The organism is Succinivibrio faecicola, assembly GCF_019448115.1.
Classification (GTDB): domain Bacteria; phylum Pseudomonadota; class Gammaproteobacteria; order Enterobacterales; family Succinivibrionaceae; genus Succinivibrio; species Succinivibrio faecicola.
Map to the genome: position 1 here is coordinate 1 of NZ_JAGFNY010000021.1, position 22678 is coordinate 22678.

At 29.7% G+C, this 22678-nt stretch carries 19 protein-coding genes and 2 pseudogenes; 3 read left to right on the forward strand and 18 right to left on the reverse strand.

Annotated elements, in window-relative coordinates; all coding sequences use genetic code 11:
• Window positions 1–493 precede the first annotated feature (493 nt).
• From J5V48_RS10085 to J5V48_RS06565, 16 genes and pseudogenes are all read right to left on the reverse strand, one after another.
• Window positions 494–656: pseudogene (locus J5V48_RS10085) on the reverse strand (DapH/DapD/GlmU-related protein); the annotation flags it as partial.
• A gap of 395 nt (window positions 657–1051) precedes the next feature.
• The gene (locus J5V48_RS06495; protein WP_219937760.1) at window positions 1052–1963 is read right to left on the reverse strand and encodes a glycosyltransferase; all 912 of its coding nucleotides are present in this window, start codon (window positions 1961–1963) and stop codon (window positions 1052–1054) included.
• A gap of 109 nt (window positions 1964–2072) precedes the next feature.
• Window positions 2073–3101, reverse strand: coding sequence for a glycosyltransferase family 2 protein (locus J5V48_RS06500; protein ID WP_219937761.1), 1029 nt, complete (start codon window positions 3099–3101; stop codon window positions 2073–2075).
• A gap of 138 nt (window positions 3102–3239) precedes the next feature.
• Window positions 3240–3356: pseudogene (locus J5V48_RS09985) on the reverse strand (DapH/DapD/GlmU-related protein); the annotation flags it as partial.
• Complete coding sequence (locus J5V48_RS09990) at window positions 3317–3583, reverse strand: DapH/DapD/GlmU-related protein (RefSeq protein ID WP_219937762.1); 267 nt, start codon at window positions 3581–3583, stop codon at window positions 3317–3319. The pseudogene J5V48_RS09985 and the gene J5V48_RS09990, both read right to left, overlap by 40 nt.
• A 269-nt stretch (window positions 3584–3852) precedes the next feature.
• Window positions 3853–4929 carry a glycosyltransferase family 4 protein gene (locus J5V48_RS06515; protein ID WP_219937763.1) on the reverse strand — a complete coding sequence of 359 codons (1077 nt, stop codon included), beginning with the start codon at window positions 4927–4929 and terminating at the stop codon, window positions 3853–3855.
• Window positions 4908–5711, reverse strand: coding sequence for a WecB/TagA/CpsF family glycosyltransferase (locus J5V48_RS06520; protein WP_219937764.1), 804 nt, complete (start codon window positions 5709–5711; stop codon window positions 4908–4910). The genes J5V48_RS06515 and J5V48_RS06520 overlap by 22 nt, the downstream gene beginning before the upstream one ends.
• Complete coding sequence (wecB, locus tag J5V48_RS06525; RefSeq protein WP_219937765.1) at window positions 5708–6823, reverse strand: non-hydrolyzing UDP-N-acetylglucosamine 2-epimerase; 1116 nt, start codon at window positions 6821–6823, stop codon at window positions 5708–5710. The genes J5V48_RS06520 and wecB overlap by 4 nt, the downstream gene beginning before the upstream one ends.
• Before the next feature lie 107 nt (window positions 6824–6930).
• Window positions 6931–8349 carry a sugar transferase gene (locus tag J5V48_RS06530; RefSeq protein ID WP_219937766.1) on the reverse strand — a complete coding sequence of 473 codons (1419 nt, stop codon included), beginning with the start codon at window positions 8347–8349 and terminating at the stop codon, window positions 6931–6933.
• 71 nt (window positions 8350–8420) lie between these two features.
• On the reverse strand, window positions 8421–9575 hold the full coding sequence (locus J5V48_RS06535) for a hypothetical protein (RefSeq protein WP_219937767.1): 1155 nt from the start codon (window positions 9573–9575) through the stop codon (window positions 8421–8423).
• Window positions 9576–9791: 216 nt separating this feature from the next.
• Window positions 9792–10796, reverse strand: a complete 1005-nt coding sequence (locus J5V48_RS06540) for a glycosyltransferase family A protein (RefSeq protein WP_219937768.1) — start codon at window positions 10794–10796, stop codon at window positions 9792–9794.
• A gap of 89 nt (window positions 10797–10885) precedes the next feature.
• A complete protein-coding gene (locus tag J5V48_RS06545; RefSeq protein ID WP_219937769.1) occupies window positions 10886–11290 on the reverse strand; it encodes a sugar 3,4-ketoisomerase in 405 nt (134 codons plus the stop codon).
• Window positions 11290–11721: an acyltransferase gene (locus J5V48_RS09995; RefSeq protein ID WP_219937770.1), complete on the reverse strand. Its 432-nt coding sequence runs from the start codon at window positions 11719–11721 to the stop codon at window positions 11290–11292. Before J5V48_RS09995 ends, J5V48_RS06545 begins: the two co-directional genes overlap by 1 nt.
• Before the next feature lie 139 nt (window positions 11722–11860).
• Window positions 11861–13132: a 3-phosphoshikimate 1-carboxyvinyltransferase gene (aroA, locus tag J5V48_RS06555; protein ID WP_219937771.1), complete on the reverse strand. Its 1272-nt coding sequence runs from the start codon at window positions 13130–13132 to the stop codon at window positions 11861–11863.
• Window positions 13133–14245, reverse strand: coding sequence for a histidinol-phosphate transaminase (gene hisC / locus J5V48_RS06560; RefSeq protein WP_219937772.1), 1113 nt, complete (start codon window positions 14243–14245; stop codon window positions 13133–13135).
• A gap of 215 nt (window positions 14246–14460) precedes the next feature.
• On the reverse strand, window positions 14461–15360 hold the full coding sequence (locus J5V48_RS06565) for a GT-D fold domain-containing glycosyltransferase (RefSeq protein ID WP_219937773.1): 900 nt from the start codon (window positions 15358–15360) through the stop codon (window positions 14461–14463).
• Between the two features lie 255 nt (window positions 15361–15615).
• Here J5V48_RS06565 and J5V48_RS06570 point away from each other — a divergent pair, with 255 nt between their 5' ends.
• Window positions 15616–16530, forward strand: a complete 915-nt coding sequence (locus J5V48_RS06570) for a rhamnan synthesis F family protein (protein WP_255557753.1) — start codon at window positions 15616–15618, stop codon at window positions 16528–16530.
• A gap of 120 nt (window positions 16531–16650) precedes the next feature.
• Here J5V48_RS06570 and J5V48_RS06575 read toward each other — a convergent pair whose 3' ends face one another.
• Window positions 16651–17847, reverse strand: a complete 1197-nt coding sequence (locus J5V48_RS06575) for a GGDEF domain-containing protein (RefSeq protein ID WP_219937775.1) — start codon at window positions 17845–17847, stop codon at window positions 16651–16653.
• Window positions 17834–18976 (reverse strand): GGDEF domain-containing protein, encoded by a 1143-nt coding sequence (locus J5V48_RS06580; protein ID WP_219937776.1) that lies wholly within the window; start codon window positions 18974–18976, stop codon window positions 17834–17836. Before J5V48_RS06580 ends, J5V48_RS06575 begins: the two co-directional genes overlap by 14 nt.
• A gap of 252 nt (window positions 18977–19228) precedes the next feature.
• On the opposite strand from J5V48_RS06580, the gene J5V48_RS06585 reads away from it, so the two are divergent.
• Together J5V48_RS06585 and J5V48_RS06590 are read left to right on the forward strand one after the other, a co-directional pair.
• Window positions 19229–20668, forward strand: a complete 1440-nt coding sequence (locus tag J5V48_RS06585) for an MBOAT family O-acyltransferase (protein ID WP_219937777.1) — start codon at window positions 19229–19231, stop codon at window positions 20666–20668.
• Window positions 20669–20698: 30 nt separating this feature from the next.
• Entirely contained in the window at window positions 20699–22552 is a 1854-nt protein-coding gene (locus tag J5V48_RS06590; RefSeq protein WP_219937778.1) for an alginate O-acetyltransferase AlgX-related protein, read from the forward strand.
• Window positions 22553–22678 lie beyond the last annotated feature (126 nt).

Below are 22678 nucleotides of genomic sequence, written 5' to 3' on the forward strand. Positions count from 1 at the left end.
TTGCTATTATACCAATAGCGTTTTATAGCAAAGGAGTTAGTTCAATTTCAACTTGATGATGCCTCTCAAAATGATCTATATCGATCTTAAAAGATCACCACAGATCGATGAACAACAAAAATGACAAAACAAAAGCCTCAAAAACATCCCCTCTAAAATCGCCGTATATTAGCGTTTAAGGCCCTCTTTCACTAAGAAAAGAAAAAAGAATTTTTAAAGAAGATTGTGAGTTTGTTCACAATGTAATTTTCTAAAGAACTCACTGACTGTGAAAGGCAGCGAAAATGCTCGTAATATTACTCAGAATCCATTAGTTCTGAGTAGTTACGAATTTTCTATTTTTCTACAACACTCTTTTTAGGGATCCATTCATACAGTTCAGAAACTTCTCCTAAAGACATATGCTCAATATCCAGATACATTTTTTCAATATTTTTTTTAACAAGCTCTTCTGTTAATAAGCTGTACTCTAAGCTCAATAGATATTTAACTATTTCTTCAGAAAACCTAAATTTTATTACTTTTGCAGGAACTCCTCCTACGATAGCATATGGAGGGACATCTTTCGTTACGACTGAACAGGCTGCAATAACAGCACCTTGTCCTATATGAACTCCTGACATTATAGTTGAATTACACCCAATCCATACATCATCATCAACTACAATATCTCCTTTAGATAACGATTCAGAAGATTCTGATAGAACTTTAACTTTAAAAGGATAAGTTGAAATATGATTTAAAGGATGTTCTGAATTCAAAAGAAACAGAACTTCACTTGCAATTGAACAAAAATTACCAATATACAACTTACTTATATTATTTGAAGAATTAACGTTTAGTTCACCATACGTCTTTACACCAACTTTTATCAAATCAATATTTGTTAAGGCTTTTAAAGACGTATAATTATGCTTGTTTAAGTTTTTCCATTTAATTCTTGTTTTATACAGTTTTATTCTATATTTCAAAGAATCAAGTATCATAAACGATCTCAAACAACTAAATGTAACGGAAAGACGTATTTTAAATTTGTACTAATTAAAGTATGTTATTTTGAAAATACTTGTAAAACATAATAAATGCATTTTCGCACAATAAAATCAAATTTATTATACATGATGGAAAACGAAATAAACAACTTGTTTTGTTTTGAATAGTTCTTTATATAGTACATTTTAGAATCATAAAAACATTTACACGAAAAAAGTTTAGAAGACCAGTTAGTTAGTTGTTTATCTCTAATAAGATGATTGTGGTAACATAAGCAATCAACGCAGACTGCTAGCTTTTTATTAATATTTAAAATCTTTTTAGCAAGTATATTTTCCTCAAAGTATAAAAATGTATTTGGATCAAAACCTTGTATTTTATATAGATCCTCTGATTTTACTAAAAAGAAACAACCGGGAACCACATCAACGTATGCAATGTCTGAATTAACTTTAACGGATTTGTATATATTGTTCACTTTTTTGCAAAAAAATCTTCCTAATAATGTTCCTGAAAAAAACAAGTTTCTTTTTGAAGGAAACTGCCAGCAACTATTATCCAATGAATTTAAATAACCATTGAATATATTTAAACATCCAATTATCGAAATTTTGTCATCTGACATTAACTTACATCCTAATTTATAAAATATATCTTGGTCTTCAAAAGCAATATCTGGATTAATTATTGATATATATTTTACTTTTTTAAAATTATGACGAACGTAGTTAATACCTTTGTTATTACCACACGCGTATCCTTCATTTATAGTATTTTTTATGGTATGCACATAATTATTATTTTCAAACTTTTCTGATATCTTTTTCAAAGAATCATCAGTTGAAGCATTGTCTACAACAACTATTTCTATATTGACATTCTGCTTTAAGAGGGAATTTATGCACTCACAAGTCAAATCATAGCTATTATAATTTAGAATTACAGCTGCATATATAGTATCTCTTAACATAAAACTAATTTTACCTTCTTGTTTAAGCATGCAAACATTATAAACTTAGTATTTTTTAAACTTCTATTTAAACTGACAACTGATTGTGAACATCCTATTTAATACAGGATTACATCTTTATCACTCCAAAATTTACCAGAATAAACAATAATAGAGTCATTTTTTTCTTTAACAAAAAAATAAAGCCCCTTGGTTTTAAATCAAGATGTTCTAAGGGATATTCATTACTTACTTTCTCAACTAATTTATCATTACAAATGTTCTTTATATTTTTATAGCAAGTTAATGGTGAATTAAATTTTATGTTTTCTTGAGCTATACATACTTTTAAATGTAGAAAAAACATTCTGTCCAGACGAAATCTAACAGACTTAGAATAATAATTTTTATTTAACCAATTCCCAACATACAAATACAAATTTCTACATACTTCAAACCTATTTTTTCTGTAACTTTGACTTTGTGAAGATAGATTAGTTCGATAATTATAACCAACTGTTGATATTACAGATACTTTGTTTGCATGAGACGAAAAATCTAGGTTAAACAATAAATCTTCACTCAACAAACTCAATTCAGAGTTATATTTTATATTATGTTTCCTTATAATTTCAGTTCTATATAAACTAGCACAGCAACTTGGTTCAAACGAGTCTTTTTTTTCAGGCGAAGATCCAATAATTCTTGGAATAAAATTTTCTCTTACACTTGCAGAGTTAATAAAGTTTTCTTTAATATGTTTTTTTTCAAAAATAACTTTCTTACTACCTAAAACTTTTCTAAATCCACTTTTACATAAATCCGCATTTGTATAATCAATATTCTCTAAAAGCTCATGTATTAAATTTTTATCTATATAATCATCGGAATCTAAAAACATTACATATTCGCCAGATACATGATCTAATCCCGTATTTCTTGCAAATCCAGCGCCTTCATGCTTTTTATGAATCACCATAAAGTTACTATATTTTGAAGCATATATATCACAGATTTTGCCGCTTTCATCTTCTGAGCCATCATCAACCATAATAACTTCAATATTTTTATAGGTTTGCTCTAGTAAACTATCCAAACATTCTTTCAAATATTTTTCCACATTGTAAACGGGTACGATAACACTAACTTTATAGCTCATATACTAGAAAATTCCTTGTCAAAAAAAACGTTTAACTATTCATTGTTATATAAGAATTTAAATGTGCTACAAAACAAGAATAAAAATGACAACATCTTATTCTAGATTTGACTACATTTTTTTATAAATCTTGCTGGTACCCCCCCAGATCTCATTTGAAGGAACGTCCCTAGTAACAACAGCACCAGCGGCTATGACTGCACCATCTCCGATATTTACTCCAGGAAGGATTGTTGAATTTGCACCAATCCATACTTTTTTCCAATTGTTACGTTTTTTATAGAAAAAGTATTTTCAACGCCATTAGAACTAATTTTATGATTATGATCTACGATGACAACATTATTAGCTATATTGCAACCATCTCCAATTGATATTGATGAATGTGCGGTAATTGAACAGTTGTGATTAAAAAATACATTATTACCTATCGAAAGTTTTGCTCCTTTTTCACATTTTATGTAAATAGGACCATCAATCATCAAGAACTTACCAACAGTAAATTTGCTGTTTCTACATAATTTACAGTTAACTATATTTTTTATAGAATTTAAAAAATGTATTTTTGCCCTACTACCATGTTTTAATTTGATAATAAAATAAAATATAATTGATCGACATAGTAATAATGATTTTTCTAAAAGAAAAAATAGATAGAACATTTTTTGTTTACTCATAAAATGATTGTAAAACTAAAAAAACAAGATGCTTATATTGCTTAACAAACTAAGCTATTGTAATTAATAATGAATTACTGATTCAAAGTATATAGATCAAGATATTTATTTAAAAACACTTCATAGCTGTAATTATTTACATAATCAAATAACGCATTAGATTCAAGTTTTTTTCTAAAATCAACATCACACAACAATTCTATTATCTTTTTTGATAAGTCATCATAATCATCTTTTTTAAAGGATAAACCATTAAATTTATCTTTTATAATTTCTAAGTTATTTTTTATATCAGAAACAATTATAGTTTTTCCTAAAGAAAAAGTTTCTATTGGAACTAAAGGAAAACCTTCCCATCTAGAAGGCAAAACAACAAATTCCATTGCATTCATCAAAGAAAAAACGTCCTTTCTATATCCTAAAAACTTAATGTGCTCTTGAATATTTAAGGAAGAAACTAAATTTTCAAGATATTTTTTCTCTTCTCCTTCACCAATAATAATGCCTTTAATTTTAGGATATTTTGTAACAACAACGTTCATTGCTTTAATGAATATGTCAATACCTTTTTGTTTGTTTAAGCGACCAACACATCCTATTAAAATATCATTTTCTGAAAAGTCGTTGCATTTAGAAATATATTTTGGCTTTTCAATTGAATTGTATATACATTGAACAGAATCTTTTTTTATCTCATAGTAGTTAATCAAATTATCTACAACTGTTTTACCACATCCAACAATTTGACACTTGCTTAATGCAAAGCGCATAAGCTTTTTTTTGTCAAAAAAAACATTATGAGCTGTATATATATGCACAAGATTGCTATTAATAAATTGCAATAAACGAACATAAAAGGCAGCCATTCTATGATGTGAATGAATTATCTTTATATTGTTTTTTCTAATTATTTTATTTAAAGCAAAAAAAGTCTTAACTAAATTTATTGGATCCTTTTTTTCTAAATCTGGTATAAAAAAGTGTTTTACACCTATCTTTGATAATTCATTAACGTATTCACCTCCTGTTGATGCGACATAAGACTCTACATTTAATATATCTTTGCATAATTGAAATACTACTTTTTCTGCACCACCTTGTCCCATTGTTCTAGATATATGAAGGATCTTCACTTGTTTTTCTCTTTCCATACAGATTTCAAAAACGCTAAATTACCAAAGAAATATCTTTTAAACAGTCTTCTTGGCTCAAGTATTACTCTGAATAACCATTCTAAACCAGATTTTTGCATCCACAACGGAGCTCTAGGTAAATTGCCAGATATTACATCAAAACTACCACCAACCCCCATAAACACAGAATTATTGCCTTCATTCTGTAAATACTCTATTAAATACTCTTTTATAGGACTTGTTATCCCAACAAAAACAATATTTGGCTTTAGCTCTTTAAGTATGTTAGATATATTAGACCAATCTTGTTCCTTAAAATAACCGTTATGGTATCCAATCAAATTTAGTTTGGGGAACCTTGTTTTTAAAACTTCTGCCGTTGTTTCCACAATCTCCTGTTTAGCACCTAAAAGGTACACAGAATATGATTTGTTTTCGCAAAGCTCAACTAATCGCATCATCAAGTCTATTCCTGCTACACGTTCAGGAAGAGGTTTTCCAAGATATCTGCTAGCAAGCACCACTGATGCCCCATCAGCATTAATAACACCGCAACTGTTTACAATTTGTTTTAACCTCTCATTCTTATTCAATTCATTGATTTTGTCAGCATTTACGCCCATAAGATGAAGGGGCTCATTGTTTCTTATATATTTATCAACTAACTTTATTGTTTCATCAGAGCTTAATACATCTATCAACGTATTGAGAATTGTTATACGCTGATTTGTCCCTAATATTTTTTCTTGTTTTGCAGGAGTCCACTTTTTCATAAAATAACAGTAAAGATTATCTATCATTCATTCCACGCTGAATATTCTTTTCCTTCAAGAATATCTGCTATTCGTTTACAAGCACGACCATCTCCATATGGATTACAAGCCTTGCTCATTTTTTCATATTCATTTTTATTATTTAATAAAAGAGAAAAGTTATTATAAATATTATTTTCATCTGTACCTACTAACTTCAATGTTCCAGCAATAACACCTTCTGGTCTTTCTGTAGTATCGCGCATAACAAGAACAGGAACGCCATATGAAGGACACTCTTCTTGAATTCCCCCTGAATCAGTTAAACAAAGGTAACTTCTCGCTTCAAAGTTATGACAATCAAATACATCGATTGGTTCAATAATATGAATATTTTTGCAACTTTCTAATTCAGAATTTGCAATATCTCGAACCATAGGATTCATATGAATTGGATATACAGCTTTACATTCAGGATGCTCATTTAATACTCGATGAATTGCACGAAACATATTTTTCATAGGCAATCCAAGATTTTCTCGTCTATGAGCTGTAATAAAAATTAATTTACTATCTCCAACCCATTCTAGTTCTGGGTGAGAGTAATTTTCTTTTACAGTGTATTGCATAGCATCAATAACAGTATTACCAGTTACATAAATATTTTTACTGTTTTTTCCCTCCCTAATTAGATTATCTCTACTCATAGATGTAGGTGCAAAATTGTATTGAGAAACTATACTAATTGCTTGTCTATTAAATTCCTCTGGAAATGGACTATTAATATCATAAGTACGAAGTCCTGCTTCAATATGTCCTACAGGGATCTTAAGATAATAACAAGCTAAAGCCGAGACAAAAGCTGTACTAGTATCTCCATGAACAAGAACAATATCAGGTTTTTCTTTTAATAAAATATCCTTAATACCATTTAATACATTCGTGGTAATATCAAAAAGGGATTGGCGTTCTTTCATAATGTCAAGATCATAGTCTGGAACTACTGAAAAAATATTCAAAACCTGATCCAACATTTGTCTATGTTGGGCTGTAACACATACGACAGTTTTAATGCTAGGTCTTTTTGTTAGTTCTACAACTAAAGGACACATTTTTATTGCTTCTGGTCTTGTACCAAACACTAGCATTATTTTTTTCATTATTTTGCTCCAAAGCTGTAATATTCATTTATTGATGTATAAATGCAATGAATAAGTTAATATTTATAGAAATTCATATTTATATATTCGTCACAATTTTGCTATTTCTATTTAGCTCCATTTCCAAACAACACAATAAAAACAGTTTTAATAATAATCTTAATATCAAGCATTATCGACCAGTTATCAATATATTCCATATCAAGCTTAACTACATCATCAAAATTCTTGATATTGCTTCTTCCACTAACCTGCCAAAGACCTGTTAAACCAGGAACCATTGATACTCTCGCCTTGTGCTTAGGCTCATATTTATTAAATTCATCAACTGTTGGAGGTCTGGTACCAACAAGACTCATATCGCCTTTTAGTACGTTGATAAACTGAGGTAGTTCATCTAGACTTGTTTTTCTTATAAAATGACCTAACTTTGTTATTCTTGGATCATTTTCCATCTTAAACATGAGACCGCTCATCTCATTTTTAGCCATCAAACTTTTCTTTTTTTCTTCAGCATCAGCAACCATCGATCTGAATTTATAGCAGTTGAATATTCTTCCGTTTCTTCCAACTCTCTGCTGCTTAAATAAAACAGGACCTTTTGAATCTAATTTAATTAAAGGTGCAAGAATAATATATGCTACTACAAATATACAGAAGCCAACAACTCCACCTAAATAATCCAACAAAAACTTTGATACTCTAGCTCTGTACGAAATGTTATTTCTGCTCACAGAAATGCATTGATAAGGACCAATCTTGTCGTATCGCACAAATGAATTAGGCAGATAATCAAACATTTCAAAGTTAATTGAAATATTAACTTTTACTCCACTCTCTTCAATCTTAGATAATGAGTCCTTAATTTTATCTAAGTCTTCATCAGAGACAAAAATAAAAAGCTCATCGATACTGTGTTTAGTTACATAAGTTAGTAAAGTATCAAAAGAGCAAATAACTTTCTTTTTTCTAATCTGTTTATGTTCTTCACAATTTTCAAGACAGATCCCTACAACCTGTTTGGTCCAGTCAAAACTCTTATCGAGCTCTCTTATTATACTTCTAGCGTTTTCTCTTTCAGTAACAATAAGAACTTTTTGAGAGAATTTACTTTGATTAAATACTTTAAAAACAAAACGTTTGATTATAATTCTTGTTATAAAATCAAAATAACAGAACAACAAAGCAAAATAGAAAAAGATCAATCGTTTTGTTTCATCAATCATATGGAACCAGAACAGAATTAAAATCAAACCTGAAAGCGTATACAAAGTTTCCTGCACTGACTTTAAACTTTCCCTGTATATACCTCGGTTAAGTATTCCTCTATTGAGGCCTGTAAATAAATTTAAAAGTAACAATTCCATAAAAAGGACTGTTGAAAAAAGCTTAAATGATGGATATTGAAATACAGATATAAACGATTTGTAATATATACAAAAAGAAATATACATGCACATTATAGAAACACATGAAACAGCTGATCCTATAATGAGATTTAAAACCTTTTCTCTATTTTTTTTCATTTATATATATACTTCTAAATTTATATTAAGCTCAGAAACTTCTAGATACTACATACAGATTAACTTGAATATCAATCTTTTGATTTACAGAAAATATATGAATAAACAGGCATCATAATAGGAACGGCAATCAGTATCTCTGATGTACCATATATCATCATTGAAATCAAAACGATTAAAAATTTATATTCCTTTAATTTAATTGACCTATATATGGTAATAACAAACAAAAACAAAAATGATATAAAGAACACTAACCCATAGTTAATAGGAAAATAAAAATATGCACAATCAACAACAAAGTACTCAAAAATATTATTGTCAGGATCCGGAAAAACATTGACTATCGGTGTTCCGAATAAAGATAAACCATATCTATCAAATGCAACTTTTCCTAATTCAAATCTTGCCCATATAGATCCTGGCAAATTAACAAGAAAGTCTTTTCCTACTTCAGTAAAAGCAACAACATATGTTGCTATGATAATAGTAATAAAAAATCCTATTACCATAAAACATAATATTATATTTTTTTGATCTAAAATTCTTCTGATCCCGTCAATTTTAATTAACAGCATGGAAAACAGCAAAAACAAGATTAATACAGCAGATGTAACGGATCTTGGAATAGTAAAGTTAAATAAAGCCAATCCAAATAATACAAATATACTTGTTAATCCAAAATTTTCTTTACATAGAATTAGTAATACAGCAATATAAAAAGATATAAAACCTAGAGAATTAGGATGTGAAAAGCCTAATGTATATCTGATTTGCTCTCCTCTAAAGAAAGTATCTGGTTGAAGAATTTCAACAAAATACATTATCAAAATTGCACTTAATGAAAGTAAAGCAGAAATAAAAAGGATCTTATACAGTTTTTCCCTTCTTACAAACTGAGATAAACACAGAGGTATAAAAAAAAGCTCAAAAAGTAAATGTGTATTTGCAAGTTTCTTGAAAAGATAATCAGAGATTATAAATACAATAAAAATCCAAAGAAACTTTTTGTGAGGTTTCCAAACAAAGTAATAAACTAAGAATAGAAAAATACAAACATATCTTAAAAAATTAAGTGTTTTGTATACACAATAATCCAGTTGTTTATTCTCGGTCATTAATGGGGTAAATTCTAGAATGTTAAGGACCATTAGAATAACAATGACACCAATAATAGGATAATCAAAATGAAATGCTTTTTTTACAGATAGTGTTAATTCTCTCATTTTATACGTTCACAAAATCTATGATTTTTAATAAAAACAGTGCATACAAAATTTACGTTCACTTTGTATCGTCTATTTATATCGACTGTTTATTTTTGTATGAAAGCTATTCTATTTATTAGGATACTATAAAATTACATTAAGTCTATTATATTGAAGCTTTATGACTATATAATTTTGATATCAGTCTACCTTTAGTACATACGCTTTTTGCAATTAAGAAACATGATATCTGATAGATATGCATGAAAAGAGAATAATTTCTCTTTCGTTACCTTGTTTTATCTTTTTGAAAAGATATCTAAAACAAGAGTTCTCCTTTTTAAATTTATTTTTAATTTTTTTTAAAATTAATTTATTATCTAGAAGGTTCAAGCTCCTTGGAGTTGATGCTAAAAATTTTAATGAATCCTTGAATGAATTTTTTCCGATAGCACATATTATCCAATCAATAAGCAGCTTAGGAGATTCTCTTTCTGGCCAATATCTATCAAGATATTCACATACAATTTTTACCTGTCTGCCATAATTTTTTGATAAATTATTCTCATGCCGTCTATATTTGATGATTGGATTTTTCTGTAAAATAAAGTCTTCATTATTTATTGACTTTAAATATCTGAAAACCTTTGTTCTTAAAACGATATCGTCACCTAAAATATCCTCATCAAATTTTCCTGAACATTCAATAACAGATCTTCGCCAAATTGCTCCTTGAATATAAAATGCTCCAAATTCACTGTATTCAAGCTCTAAAAGCTCATCAACAGAGGGATTATCAATAGAATCTAATTTTAGAGGAGCAACAATCTCATCTGTACCCTTATTATTGCAATTTATAGTTACAACAGATGTTGATGCTATAAAAGGAATACTTTTATTTGATTGTAATAGCTCAATGCAAGATGAAATATTCTCAGAACATACAACATCATCAAGCGACATCATTATGATAAATTCTCCTGATGCATGATCAATTACTTTATTAAAATTAGCAGGCACATTACCAGTATTTTCCTGAAAAATGGTTTTGACAGGAAAATCTAATTTTTTTACTAAATCATTAATTACAACAACAGAATCATCTTTTGAACCATCATCAAGAATCACTATTTCTTTATGTGGATACTGGACTGAACTAATAGCATCTATACAACTTTTTGCATATTCAGAATGATTATATCCAACAACACAGAACGATAGTAGACCTTTTTCTTGCATTCACTGCCTCAAAAACATACGTAGTATAAAAAAAACGAGCTAGATTAAATTAAACTCAGTCCTTCTTAAATAAAATTAAGAATGATATATTACCTATTACAACTAGCTTCTTTTAGGAACTCGTGATAATCATGGATATAATCCTTAGGATTATAATGTTCTGATGCAAGAACCATAACAACACAATCTTTTGAAAAATTTGTAAATTCTCTCCAGATATTATTTGTTATATACAGTCCTTGAGCTGGATTATTTAAATGCACTGTTTCTCTTGTTTTACCATCATCCAGTATAAAGTCACATTCCCCTTTAACACAGATGATTACCTGCTGCAGATCTTTATGCGCATGTTTACCTCTAATAGCATCATGAACTGTATCCCATATATAATAAACACGCTTAATTTCAAAAGGAAATTCATTATTTTTTTCTAAAGCCACCAACTTTCCTTCATGATTTCCATGAATTGGAAAATCTATTAGTTTATAGTCCATCAAAACTTTCCTTTAATTATTGTATTAGCAGGTACATTTTTAGTAACTACACTACCAGCTCCGATAAGAGAATTTTCACCGATGGTAACGCCAGGAAGTATAGTTGCATTGGCTCCAATAGATGCTCCTTTTTTGATAAGAATTGACTCTAATTTAAAGTTTGTATTCTTACTCTTTGGATATTTATCATTACAAAATGCAACACTTGGTCCAATAAATACATCATCCTCAATGGTAATTCCATCATAGATGGATACATTATTTTTTACTGTTACTCTATTACCTATTTTTACATTGTTTTCTATAAAGCAATGAGAACAAATGTTACATTCATCCCCTATTACAGCACCAGAAAGAACAACACAAAATTGCCAGATAGAGGTGTCTTTTCCTATATTTTTTGACTGGACATCAGATGTTGAATGAATCATTTTTCGTTTGTAAATTTAATTTTTATTATCTACTTTGAATAACATCGACTTTACCTTATTATGATTCGATATTTATTCAATCTTCCTTAACCTTACTAAATAATCAGCAAGTCTAGCCTTATTACAAGATAATTCTTTATTAACAAGAAACAGATTTTAATAAATTAAAATAAGTCGGGAATGTCTTATTTATGCACTCAGGATCGTTTATATTAATTTCTCTGTCAAAAGCGACTAAAGACATACACATAGCCATTCTATGATCATTATAAGTATCAAACGATGGGGTAATGTTATTTCTTTGAGTTGCATCAATGGATATATAGTCATTTCCCGATGACACGCAAACTCCAAGCTTTGACATTTCATTAACCATAGCCTGAATTCTGTCAGTCTCTTTAACTCTCCAGGATGCAATATTTCTGATAGTTACAGGAGAATCTGTATAAAGAGCCATAGGAACAAGGGTCATAGCTGCATCAGGCATTGCATTCATATCAATGTCAATACCATGTAACTCGTCTTTTTTAACTATTACGCTATTCTCAAGGTATGTTACATTTGCCCCCATCTGCTCAAGAACTGAGAAGAATTTAAAATCTCCCTGAACAGAACTCTTTGAAAGACCATATATTTCTATTTCACCTGCAATAGCCGCAGCTGCTGCAAAGTATGTAGCACTTGTAGCATCACCTTCAATTAGATATGTGGTAGGTGAAGTATAACCAGTTGGAAGAACTTCAAATTCCTTGTAACCGTTTCTTAAAACTTTTGCACCGAATTTTTCGATTAAATCAATTGTAAGATCAACATATGGTTTAGAAATCAGATCGCCTACAATCTTAATCTTCAGACCACCACAAACAGGGGCTGTCATTAAAAGAGCAGAAATAAACTGGCTTGAAGTGGTTCCTGAAATTGAAACCTCATGAGAATTTACTTTTGAACCTCTGATGAGCAATGGAGGAAAACCATCGTTGTTCAGATACTCGATATTCAATCCAATACTCTTTAAAGCTTCTGTAAGGGGGCCAATTGGACGCTCCATCATTCTAGGTTCGCCAGTAAGCTCATATACACCTTTAGATACAGATAGAACAGAGCACAAAGGTCTCATAGCAGTACCTGCATTGCCTAAATACAGCTCTTTTTGACACAGATCTCCTGAAAAGACACCATCATTTCCCTGAATGTCAATTTTATTCATGTTGACATTAAGTTTGACTGACAGTGTCTGCAGAGCTTCTATCATTCTTGCAGTATCATCTGATTTAAGCACATTAAGTAAAGTAGTGTTTCCCTTTGCAAGAGAAGATACCAGCAATGCTCTGTTTGATAGAGATTTAGAACCAGGAATGATTACTTTGCCCTTAACAGATTCAATCTTTTTTAAATTCAGTGAAGTCTTCAATTATATGGTTTCCAGAAGTTTTGTAAGTTCATTAAACAGGCGATCATTTTCTTCTTTTGTGCCAATGGATATTCTTAAAATATCCTGTAGCTTGTAACCAAGCAGAGGTCTTACAATAATACCCTTTTGTAAAAGCTCTTTTGCAATTAACTGTGCATCATGACCTTTAAAATCGATTGCAACAAAGTTTGCCTTACTGTCAATCATGAATAAACCATGCTCTTTACAGTAAGTAGCATAACGCTCTCTTTCTTTAGTATTGTTATCAACAGTTTTCTTTAAGAACTCTTCATCATCTAAAGCTGCAATAGCAGCTGCAAGTGCGGCAATATTAACATTGAAAGGAGCTCTTAATCTGTTAAGAATTGATGTAATCTCTTTGTTTGCTAGCATATAACCAACACGAAGACCAGCAAGACCATATGCCTTTGAAAAGGTTCTTGAAACAACGAGATTATCAAACTCTTTTAACCAGGTCGCTGAATCCACATATGTTTCATCACCTGAATTAAATTCGTTGTAAGCTTCATCAATAACAACCATAGTTGTCTTTGGAACTTTCTTGATAAATTCATACATATCCTTTGATGGTACAGCTGTACCAATTGGATTTGATGGATTTGCAAAAGCTACAATTCTTGTGTTCTCATCAATGGTATTTAAAATCGCATCAAGATCAGCAGTATAGTCGGCCTTTAATGCAACAGCTCTACCCTCTGCCCCACCAACAGTAGTTTCCATTGGATATACAACAAAAGAATATTCAGGATATACAACATTTACATTCTTATTTACAAATGCCTGAAATAAAAGATTGATTAACTCATTTGAACCTGCACCTAAAGTAATACAATCCATATCATAGCCAAACTTTTCATTTAGCTTGTGCTTTAGATAATAGCCGTTTGAATCAGGATATAAGTTACCTTCGCAGATAGCTTTAAATGCTGCTTCTTTTGCTTTTTCACTCATTCCAAAAGGGTTTTCGTTTGAAGCAAGTTTGATTACATCAGTTAAGCCTAATTCTCTTTTTACTTCTTCAATTGGCTTACCAGCCTGATATGGTTTAATTAAAGTGATGCCACCATTAGCATATGAATTAAAATCTATCATATATAACTTATGCATTTACAAATATTCAAAAATAACTGTTTGTTATTTTATCATACAGATCAAAACAAGATATATTCTTATCTATGAAAAGGTTACAAATTTTAACTATTGCAAAAATATAACATTGAAAACTACTCAAGATTCAATAATATCATCCATAATTATTTTACAGTTCTAAACAAGTGTTTGCTTTATGAATGCTATCATCTAGTAGCTCATTTATCCATTGACATATAGTTATTTATACCTTCAAAATCTCTATTCATTCCTTTTTTATACCAATCATAATCTTTCATTAAATGACCTAAATCTAATGCTCTATATCCATCTTTTGATAAATCATCAGCTAAAACTTTTGCCGTAGGTCCGAGCATCAAAATAACCAGTGTCTTGTTGCTATAATTTTTTATACCTTTATATATTTCATCGTATTTAGAAAATGCATTTTTGTTTGGTGCAAAAAAATAATCTGTTTTATTTGCATTATCGAAAATATTATATTTTATGGTATTTACTAATTCTTTGCAGGCTACAATTAGTACATCTTTTTTATTCCAAATTTGTCTTAATTTCTCAAAGTATGTATCAAAATCCATATTCTGATAAAACATATACAGTTGGGTAAATGCAGCGCTGTAATATTGTGAATTCCAGTTTAAATATGGATTCATATTTTTTCTAAGTTTAGGAGAATTTATTCTATAGAAACATGCAACTGTAGGAAGTAATAGTTGGATATCTGGATAGTAATAGTCATAATTAATACCTACCATAACCCTATCGTTTTTGTTCTCTAAAATAGATTTTAATCTTGTAGCCAAATAAGCGTCATATTCCTGAAACTCTATACTTTCTCCGGAAATTATTTTAATTTCACCATCACCAAATCTTGCAATACTTTTGTCAGATGATATCAGTGTATCTACAGTCTGATTATAATCTTTGATTAATGGTCTTTTAACATTGCCTTTTGGAAGTTCATACATCAACTGATCTATAATATCGATGTACATGTTATCAAGTAGAACCTTATTACGACTTTCAATATTATTTAATCGCTTTAATTCAATTTTTCTAAGAAGATTAAGATTAGAAAAAAATTTCTTAAGAGACATAAAATAGTTACCTTTTTGTAGAATTAGTTCAATTTCTCTTCAAACCAAAATGTATATCTTTTTTTAGTGCAATATAATCTAAATATTCAGCAGTAAATATGCTTATTACGCTTATTACGCATATCCGAACACATAATTAAGAAAAAAGAAACGATTATTGAGTTTGCTAATGATAATCACTGAATTTTGATATTATAGTGAGTTTGCTATAATATTATAAACGTTAATTAAAATTTTATAACAACCAATCCTGTTTTGTTTTTAACCGTTACAGATACAAAAAGAAACAAAATGAAAAGATTTTTAGTACATATACATCTGTATTACGATTTTCTGTATAAAGAGCTTAAACAATGTCTTTTAAACATAAAGGATTATAACGAAATAGACCTTTATGTCACTCTCCCAAAACACATGGAAGAAATTGAAAATGATATAAAGTCATCATTCGATAACGTAAATATCATCATTTCAGAAAACCTTGGCTACGATATTGCTCCTTTTGCTGACGTTCTAAGCAGAGTCGATCTTGATGACTACAGCTACGTAATTAAATTACATACTAAAAGGGATGTTCCATCTTCTGCATCTCGCTTCTGGTTTAAGGGGGCAAAGTGGAGAAACATGCTTTTAAAATTCGTAAAAACAAAAGAGAATTTTAAAAGAGTTTTAGATAGATTTGAAAATGATAGAACTATAGGAATGCATGGTCCTGTAACATCTACTTTTAATTTTATAACCGACGATAAAATTGGACATAAAGAATCAAATAAGTTTATAAAGGATAATATATCTAAAAACAACATCTACTATCGTTTTGTAGCAGGAACAATGTTCATGGCCAGATCTGAGCTACTAAAACCGATTCAGAAATTAAACTTAAAATACGCTGATTTTGATAAGCCTGATGCCAGTCATGAAGATTGTCAATTAGCGCATAAGCTTGAAAGAACATTTGGTTTTATTGTGTACAACAATGGATATAAAGTTACAGACTGCACAATTACAGCTTTTAAGAATTTTTTGATTACATCATATATGAATACAATCAGAATTCTTAATATAATTACAGATCCATTTGTGTCTATCCGCATTACAAAGAAAAACAAGCTTCTTGTAAAGATTTTAAAAATTCCTGTTTTAGCAATAAAACTGAAAAATATAGACTGATATACATTTATTTTTAAAGGTTCATTTAATGAGCCTTTAAAATAATTGAACAAGATTGTCTATTGAATTCAAGTTGCATATACATCTAAAAGGAATCGGAAAATTAAACATCCAATTTATCTATTTTGTATCTATTGCACCTTTTGCCTTTTGTTTTTCAAGATACATAGCTTCATCAGCTGCAGCAATAAAATCATCAAGTGTCTTATACTGCTCAGAGTAACCTACAACACCTACAGACAGAGAAATTTTAAATGGAAGAGAGCCAAATTTGTTCTCATCTTCAAGATTATCTAATAAAGTCTTAATAAAGGAATCTACAGTATTTAAGGTTTTCTCCTTAATAACTACAGTAAATTCATCTCCAGCATATCTGCAAAGAAAACAGTCTTTATCAAAAGCAGACTTTTTCATACATTTAGATAGACTTAATAAAGCTTTATCACCAAAATTATGACCGAATGTATCATTGATCTTTTTAAAATCATCTATATCAATAAAGATCATATGAAGGTTATTATCAAAAACTGATGACTTATCAAACATTCTTGATAAATATCTAATAAGTTCTTTTCTGTTATTAAGACCTGTTAAAAAGTCAATCGAAACAGCCTTATCATGAGCTACTATCTGCACAAGGAATACAAAAGCTACAAAAAGACCAAATGTAATTGGAGCTAGAATTACCCATCCTAAAATAAATGAGATTATAGGACCAATTATTACAAGAGCTTCAATAGCAATTCCTAATTTTCTTGAAATAAATGAGTTTATAAAAAGCTCATTTAAGAATCTGTGCAAATCTTTAATAACACAAAGATAGTTGATGACACAAACAAGAGGAATAATCATCAGATAATCAAAATAACTGTCTGATATAAATTCCCCATGATAGTAAAGAGATGTAACTTTTATTGCTATATAAAGATATATAACAGCCGTTACAGCAAAGAGTAAGAACTGCAGTTTTCTTAATTTACCCTTTAGAAAATTCTGGCCAAATACATATTTTTTAAAAAGGATAAAAAGATAGTATGGATAAAGGTATGAGCAAAAACCAACAGTAAATCCAAGTATACAGAATAGTGTTCTTAAAGGCGCATTATCATGAAGAGAATAACGTACAATTAAAATTGAAACAAAAAAATATACAACCAGGATGATGCCATTTATAAACAAAAGCCTTGTCAGGTGAGCATTTACTTTTGATGCAACAGTTGCAGATGTATTCTCATTTTTCAAAACGCTGTATAAAATAAAAACACTGGCAATTGAAAAATACAATAGACTGACATTGCATATTTTAAACAGCTCCATCAGCTACCTCACTACTCTTCTTTAATTTTTCAATATACATAGATTCATCTGCTTTAACCATAAGCTCTTTGATATTTTTCTGATTCTTTTTAACTTCAATATATCCGCAGCTTACAGTCAAATCATATTGTTTATCAGAAAAAATAATTCTCTCTTCAAGTTCAAATGATATGTTCTGTATAACCTTTTTTACTTTTTCTTCTTCTGTTGTTTTTACGATCATGACAAATTCATCACCACCGATTCTTGCAACGAATGAATTGGTTTCACCAGCTATACTCTTTAGAGTTTTTCCAACAAGAGAAATAGCCTCATCACCTTCTATATGACCATAAGTGTCATTTATCTGTTTGAACTTATCAATATCAATATAAACGATATAGGCACCATCATGATCTTTTGATAGGAAAACATTATTTATATATTTATTAAAGCTTACTCTATTGTTTACACCAGACAGTGAATCCTGAGAAATCATTGTTTTACTCTTTGTCATGTAGTTAAAGAGAAGAAAAACAACATAGGAAGTGCCGACAGCTGCATTTGAAAAAACGACCTGCTCTATTAAGAAGGCTATACATAAAACTGTGTAGTAATACAAATGCTTTCTTGCAATATACTTAATGTCAAAATCCAGATTATATAAAGATGATTTATAGCAAAGAAATGCACCTAGTAGAATGTAGAAATTTATAACCACATATATTGATACTGATGCAATTGATGATATCAGATCTGAGTATCTTTTATCTGCACTGAATAAAGCTAGAACGATAAGTACAGCGATCTCAATAAAGCCTGGTATACCATACAGCCAATCATTGTTTACCTGATATCGTAAATATTTTTCTTTAAGTTCATTAAATACAAGATAGAAAACGCAAATTGTTGTAACAATTAGGGAAATCTGCCACAAAAGCACAAGAAAACCTTTAAAAAAGGCAGATTCAGAATAATAGGTGACAAGACCTGAACTGATATTAAGGACAAGAATAAAGAGCACACTGATGATAGATATTGACTGATAAGTCCATATCCTACTGTCAGATGCAAAAATACTGTATAACATAGGAAGAAGTATGATGAGGTTAAAAAACAGCAACCATACATTTCCAAGAACGATATCCAATATCACTCCTTAATTCGTTTTAACAGATAAGAATTTTACGCTTTTACGAAATTTTAGGCAAATAGCTAGACACGATTAGAAAATGTATTTGTTTATAATGTGAAGTTTATTATATTTGTTAAATGAAAAAAGGACAAAATGCTATTTTCAGATGACCCTCATTAAAGTGAGCTTGATTTTGTTCTTTTTTATGTGCTCTTTGCGTAATCTGATATAATTGTCAAAAAAACCAATTATAAGGAAATATGATAAATGCTTTTTTCATCAATGACGTTCATTTATGTTTTTCTGCCTGTTGTTTGCAGTATCTATCTATTGGTAAGAAATGAGCTGAAAAATCATGTTCTCCTGCTTGCAAGTCTAGTGTTTTATGCCTGGGGTGAACCAAAATATCTTGCAATAATGATTGCAACAATACTTATAAACTACATTTTTGCAATTCTTATTGAAAAAGCTGATAAAGATGTAAAAAAAGAAACATTTCTTGCTATTTTTATAAATAAAAAACTGTTTTTAACACTCTGCATAACAGCAAATCTGTCAATACTCTGTTATTTTAAGTACTTTAACTTTTTAGCCGAGAACATAAACCTTCTGTTTAAAACAAATGTAGATTTTATTAAGGTTATTATGCCTATCGGAATATCATTTTATACATTCCAGTCAATTTCTTATGTAATGGATGTATACAGAGGTGAGAGTGCGCAAAAGGATTTGTACAAGCTTGCGCTGTATATTGCTCTTTTCCCTCAGCTTATAGCAGGACCTATTGTCAAATACCATGAAATATCAGCTCAAATTGAATCACGATCAGTAAACTTCTCAACTTTGAGTTATGGAATAAAAAGATTCATCATTGGTCTTTCAAAGAAAATGCTTGTTGCAAATACTTTTGGAGAAATAGCAGATAAGGTATTTGCATCAAATCCTGATTCTTTTTCACCGCAGATTGCATGGCTTGGCGCTGTTTGCTATACACTTCAGATATATTTTGATTTTTCAGGTTATTCAGACATGGCTATAGGACTTGGAGCTATATTCGGATTTAAATTTCCTGAAAACTTTAATTATCCATACATATCAAAAACAATCTCAGAATTCTGGAGAAGATGGCATATATCACTATCATCCTGGTTTAGAGAGTATCTTTATATTCCACTTGGAGGAAACAGAAAAGGAAACAAGAGAACCTATCTAAATCTTTTTTTGGTATTCCTTGCAACAGGTGTATGGCATGGTGCAGCCTGGAATTTTGTTATCTGGGGTATTTACAACGGATTTTTCGTAATAATAGAAAGACTTTTTAAACTGAATAAAGATACACAAACAAGACCACTCTATCAGAGAGGATTACTACATATATACTGCATTCTTGCATTCATTATTGGATGGGTTCTTTTCAGATCACCTGATCTTGAATATGCAATAAACTATATATCCAATATGTTCTTCTGTCTTGATTATACTGATGAACCATATATTCTTGAATACTATATAAGTGCCTTGGATGCTCTTCTTTTAATATTTGCTCTTATTGTATGTCTACCTGTATTTAAAAATATTCTTTATCGTTCTGAAAACAGCACGTTACTATCTGTTGCTGTTAATATCTGTACATATATTCTTTTGATTATTTCAACAGCACAGATAGCAGGCAGTACATATAATCCATTTATATATTTCAGGTTTTAAGATTTTTAGATTAAAGTTGACCGAATTGACATGATTATAAAGATTGAAAACTTCAAAAAAATAAAAAAACTTACAGCAGTATTTTTCGCAACTGTTATTGCACTTTGCATAACTTTTTTTGCAAAAGACCTCACTGGAGATCGCTATTTTTCTGTAAGCTTAAATCTTGATGATAGACAAGCTATCAAAAAAGTTACTCTTGTTCTGACTGATGAAAGAGCTATCAGTTTTTCAGACAAATCTTCACATATAAAGGAATTTACAAAAGAATTTTCTGATAATAACATCCTTTTTAAGCTAAGTGCACAAAAAGTCAGCTCAATAGAAAAGCTGACAATAAAAATAAATCTGATAGATACAGACAAAAAAGTACTGAAAATAAGTAATCTTAAAGTTAATAAAAAACCAGTCAAACTATATAGCGTTAAAGCTTTTGAAGATGGTTTTTATACTTTAGATAAAGTAAATAAGAATTCGGATAGCAAAACAATAGATCTTAACAATGGATTTTTATTTAAGCTAAATGATGGCAATATTGCTATCTGCATTTTAGATGAGTTAAAAGCAAATCCAATGTCAGGAAACTATTCATTCTTTGGAATATTTATAATTTTCTTCTCTGTTTTTTCAATTTCATATCTTCTAATCCGTTTTTTACTGTCAAGAAAAGCAACAGAAAAGGCGAAAAGCTCAGATATTCTCTTTATTATTGCTGTAATTATTACTCTTTTAATACCAGTTCTTTTACTTAATACAAAAGAGAATGCAAAAGATCTATCTGAAAACAGAATGTTAAGCTCTTATAAAAGTGCATATACAACAGATCCTAGCTTTAAGATTAACCTAAACTTCATGAAGGATTTTGAAAACTACTTTAACGACAGATTCGGTCTTAGAAATCAGTTTATAAAGCTAAAACAGCTCCCTGAGAAGTCATCATTAAATAGACTGTTATCTAGTTTTATAAATAAAGAGAATTCAGCATTCTGCCAGTCTGACGGTTGGTGTTTTTTAAACAATAAAGATGGCGAAACTGAGATGTGCATCTTTGACCGACAGAAAAAATTTGCACCAGATACCACTCTTTTAAAAGAGATTGTAAAAAGAACAAACAAACAGATAATACTGCTAGTAAATCCTTTAAAAACAGAAATTTATCCTGAAAAAGTAAAAATTTTTAAAGAAAAAAAAGATCCTTTATGGTATTTTTCAGATTATGCATATGACGAGTTTTCAAAAATCAAAGCTGATAATTTAACTGTCATAAATGTAAAAAATCTGCTTGTTGAAGCAAAAAAATCAAATCCTGATGCTCTTCTGTATTTTGAGGATGAGCACCATATGACTGAATATGGAAACTATATAATTATTAAGTACCTTATAAACAATCTACCTGCATTTTCAAAGCTAAAAGCTAATTTCAATATAGATAGTAGATATAAGCCTATTTTAAAGCAGATTGCTTCAGGTGAATTTATTGATAATCCTAATGTTATTCTGTGTCATGGTCAGACTTACGGAATGATTTTTGGAATGAGACAAAGATTTAAGAAAGGCAATTTTGCAAAGCCAGTTGAATATCCAATGTACTCCTTTTCCGATAATTATTTAAAAGATGTGACAATAAAGCGTGATCCTAAGTGTGATGCTAATATTCATCTGCACAACCGCATGGCTACCGACTTTAAAGTTTATGTATATGCAAACAGTTTTGTAGAAACATTCTCAAAGGTTATGGCAACAAGTGCAAAAGATGTTTACAGAGCTAGAGTAAATACATCTTGTGGTGCCGTTACATTAACAAATTCTGATTCTGTTATTGATGAAATTAATAAAATCAATCCAGATGTCATTGTTATTCCATATTGGCAGCATACTTTCTAGTCAATATTTATTAAATGATGAGATCTATCTATAAAAGAATAGACAAAAGACCAGACATAAATGGTGTCGATGCATATGAGATAAAAAACGGTAGCCAAATTTAACTACCGTTTGTAGAATGTTTAA

What these genes read in the sequence shown, in the direction of transcription:
- J5V48_RS06575 (WP_219937775.1), bottom strand. Translation starts at nt 17,847, where the DNA reads ATGGAGCTGTTTAAAATATGCAATGTCAGTCTATTGTATTTTTCAATT.
- J5V48_RS06545 (WP_219937769.1), bottom strand. Translation starts at nt 11,290, where the DNA reads ATGGACTATAAACTAATAGATTTTCCAATTCATGGAAATCATGAAGGA.
- J5V48_RS06585 (WP_219937777.1), top strand. Translation starts at nt 19,229, where the DNA reads ATGCTTTTTTCATCAATGACGTTCATTTATGTTTTTCTGCCTGTTGTT.
- J5V48_RS09990 (WP_219937762.1), bottom strand. Translation starts at nt 3,583, where the DNA reads ATGATTGATGGTCCTATTTACATAAAATGTGAAAAAGGAGCAAAACTT.
- J5V48_RS06515 (WP_219937763.1), bottom strand. Translation starts at nt 4,929, where the DNA reads ATGGAAAGAGAAAAACAAGTGAAGATCCTTCATATATCTAGAACAATG.
- J5V48_RS06520 (WP_219937764.1), bottom strand. Translation starts at nt 5,711, where the DNA reads ATGATAGATAATCTTTACTGTTATTTTATGAAAAAGTGGACTCCTGCA.
- J5V48_RS06495 (WP_219937760.1), bottom strand. Translation starts at nt 1,963, where the DNA reads ATGTTAAGAGATACTATATATGCAGCTGTAATTCTAAATTATAATAGC.
- hisC (WP_219937772.1), bottom strand. Translation starts at nt 14,245, where the DNA reads ATGATAGATTTTAATTCATATGCTAATGGTGGCATCACTTTAATTAAA.
- wecB (WP_219937765.1), bottom strand. Translation starts at nt 6,823, where the DNA reads ATGAAAAAAATAATGCTAGTGTTTGGTACAAGACCAGAAGCAATAAAA.
- J5V48_RS06565 (WP_219937773.1), bottom strand. Translation starts at nt 15,360, where the DNA reads ATGTCTCTTAAGAAATTTTTTTCTAATCTTAATCTTCTTAGAAAAATT.
- J5V48_RS06530 (WP_219937766.1), bottom strand. Translation starts at nt 8,349, where the DNA reads ATGAAAAAAAATAGAGAAAAGGTTTTAAATCTCATTATAGGATCAGCT.
- J5V48_RS06540 (WP_219937768.1), bottom strand. Translation starts at nt 10,796, where the DNA reads ATGCAAGAAAAAGGTCTACTATCGTTCTGTGTTGTTGGATATAATCAT.
- J5V48_RS06535 (WP_219937767.1), bottom strand. Translation starts at nt 9,575, where the DNA reads ATGAGAGAATTAACACTATCTGTAAAAAAAGCATTTCATTTTGATTAT.
- J5V48_RS06500 (WP_219937761.1), bottom strand. Translation starts at nt 3,101, where the DNA reads ATGAGCTATAAAGTTAGTGTTATCGTACCCGTTTACAATGTGGAAAAA.
- J5V48_RS09995 (WP_219937770.1), bottom strand. Translation starts at nt 11,721, where the DNA reads ATGATTCATTCAACATCTGATGTCCAGTCAAAAAATATAGGAAAAGAC.
- J5V48_RS06590 (WP_219937778.1), top strand. Translation starts at nt 20,699, where the DNA reads ATGATTATAAAGATTGAAAACTTCAAAAAAATAAAAAAACTTACAGCA.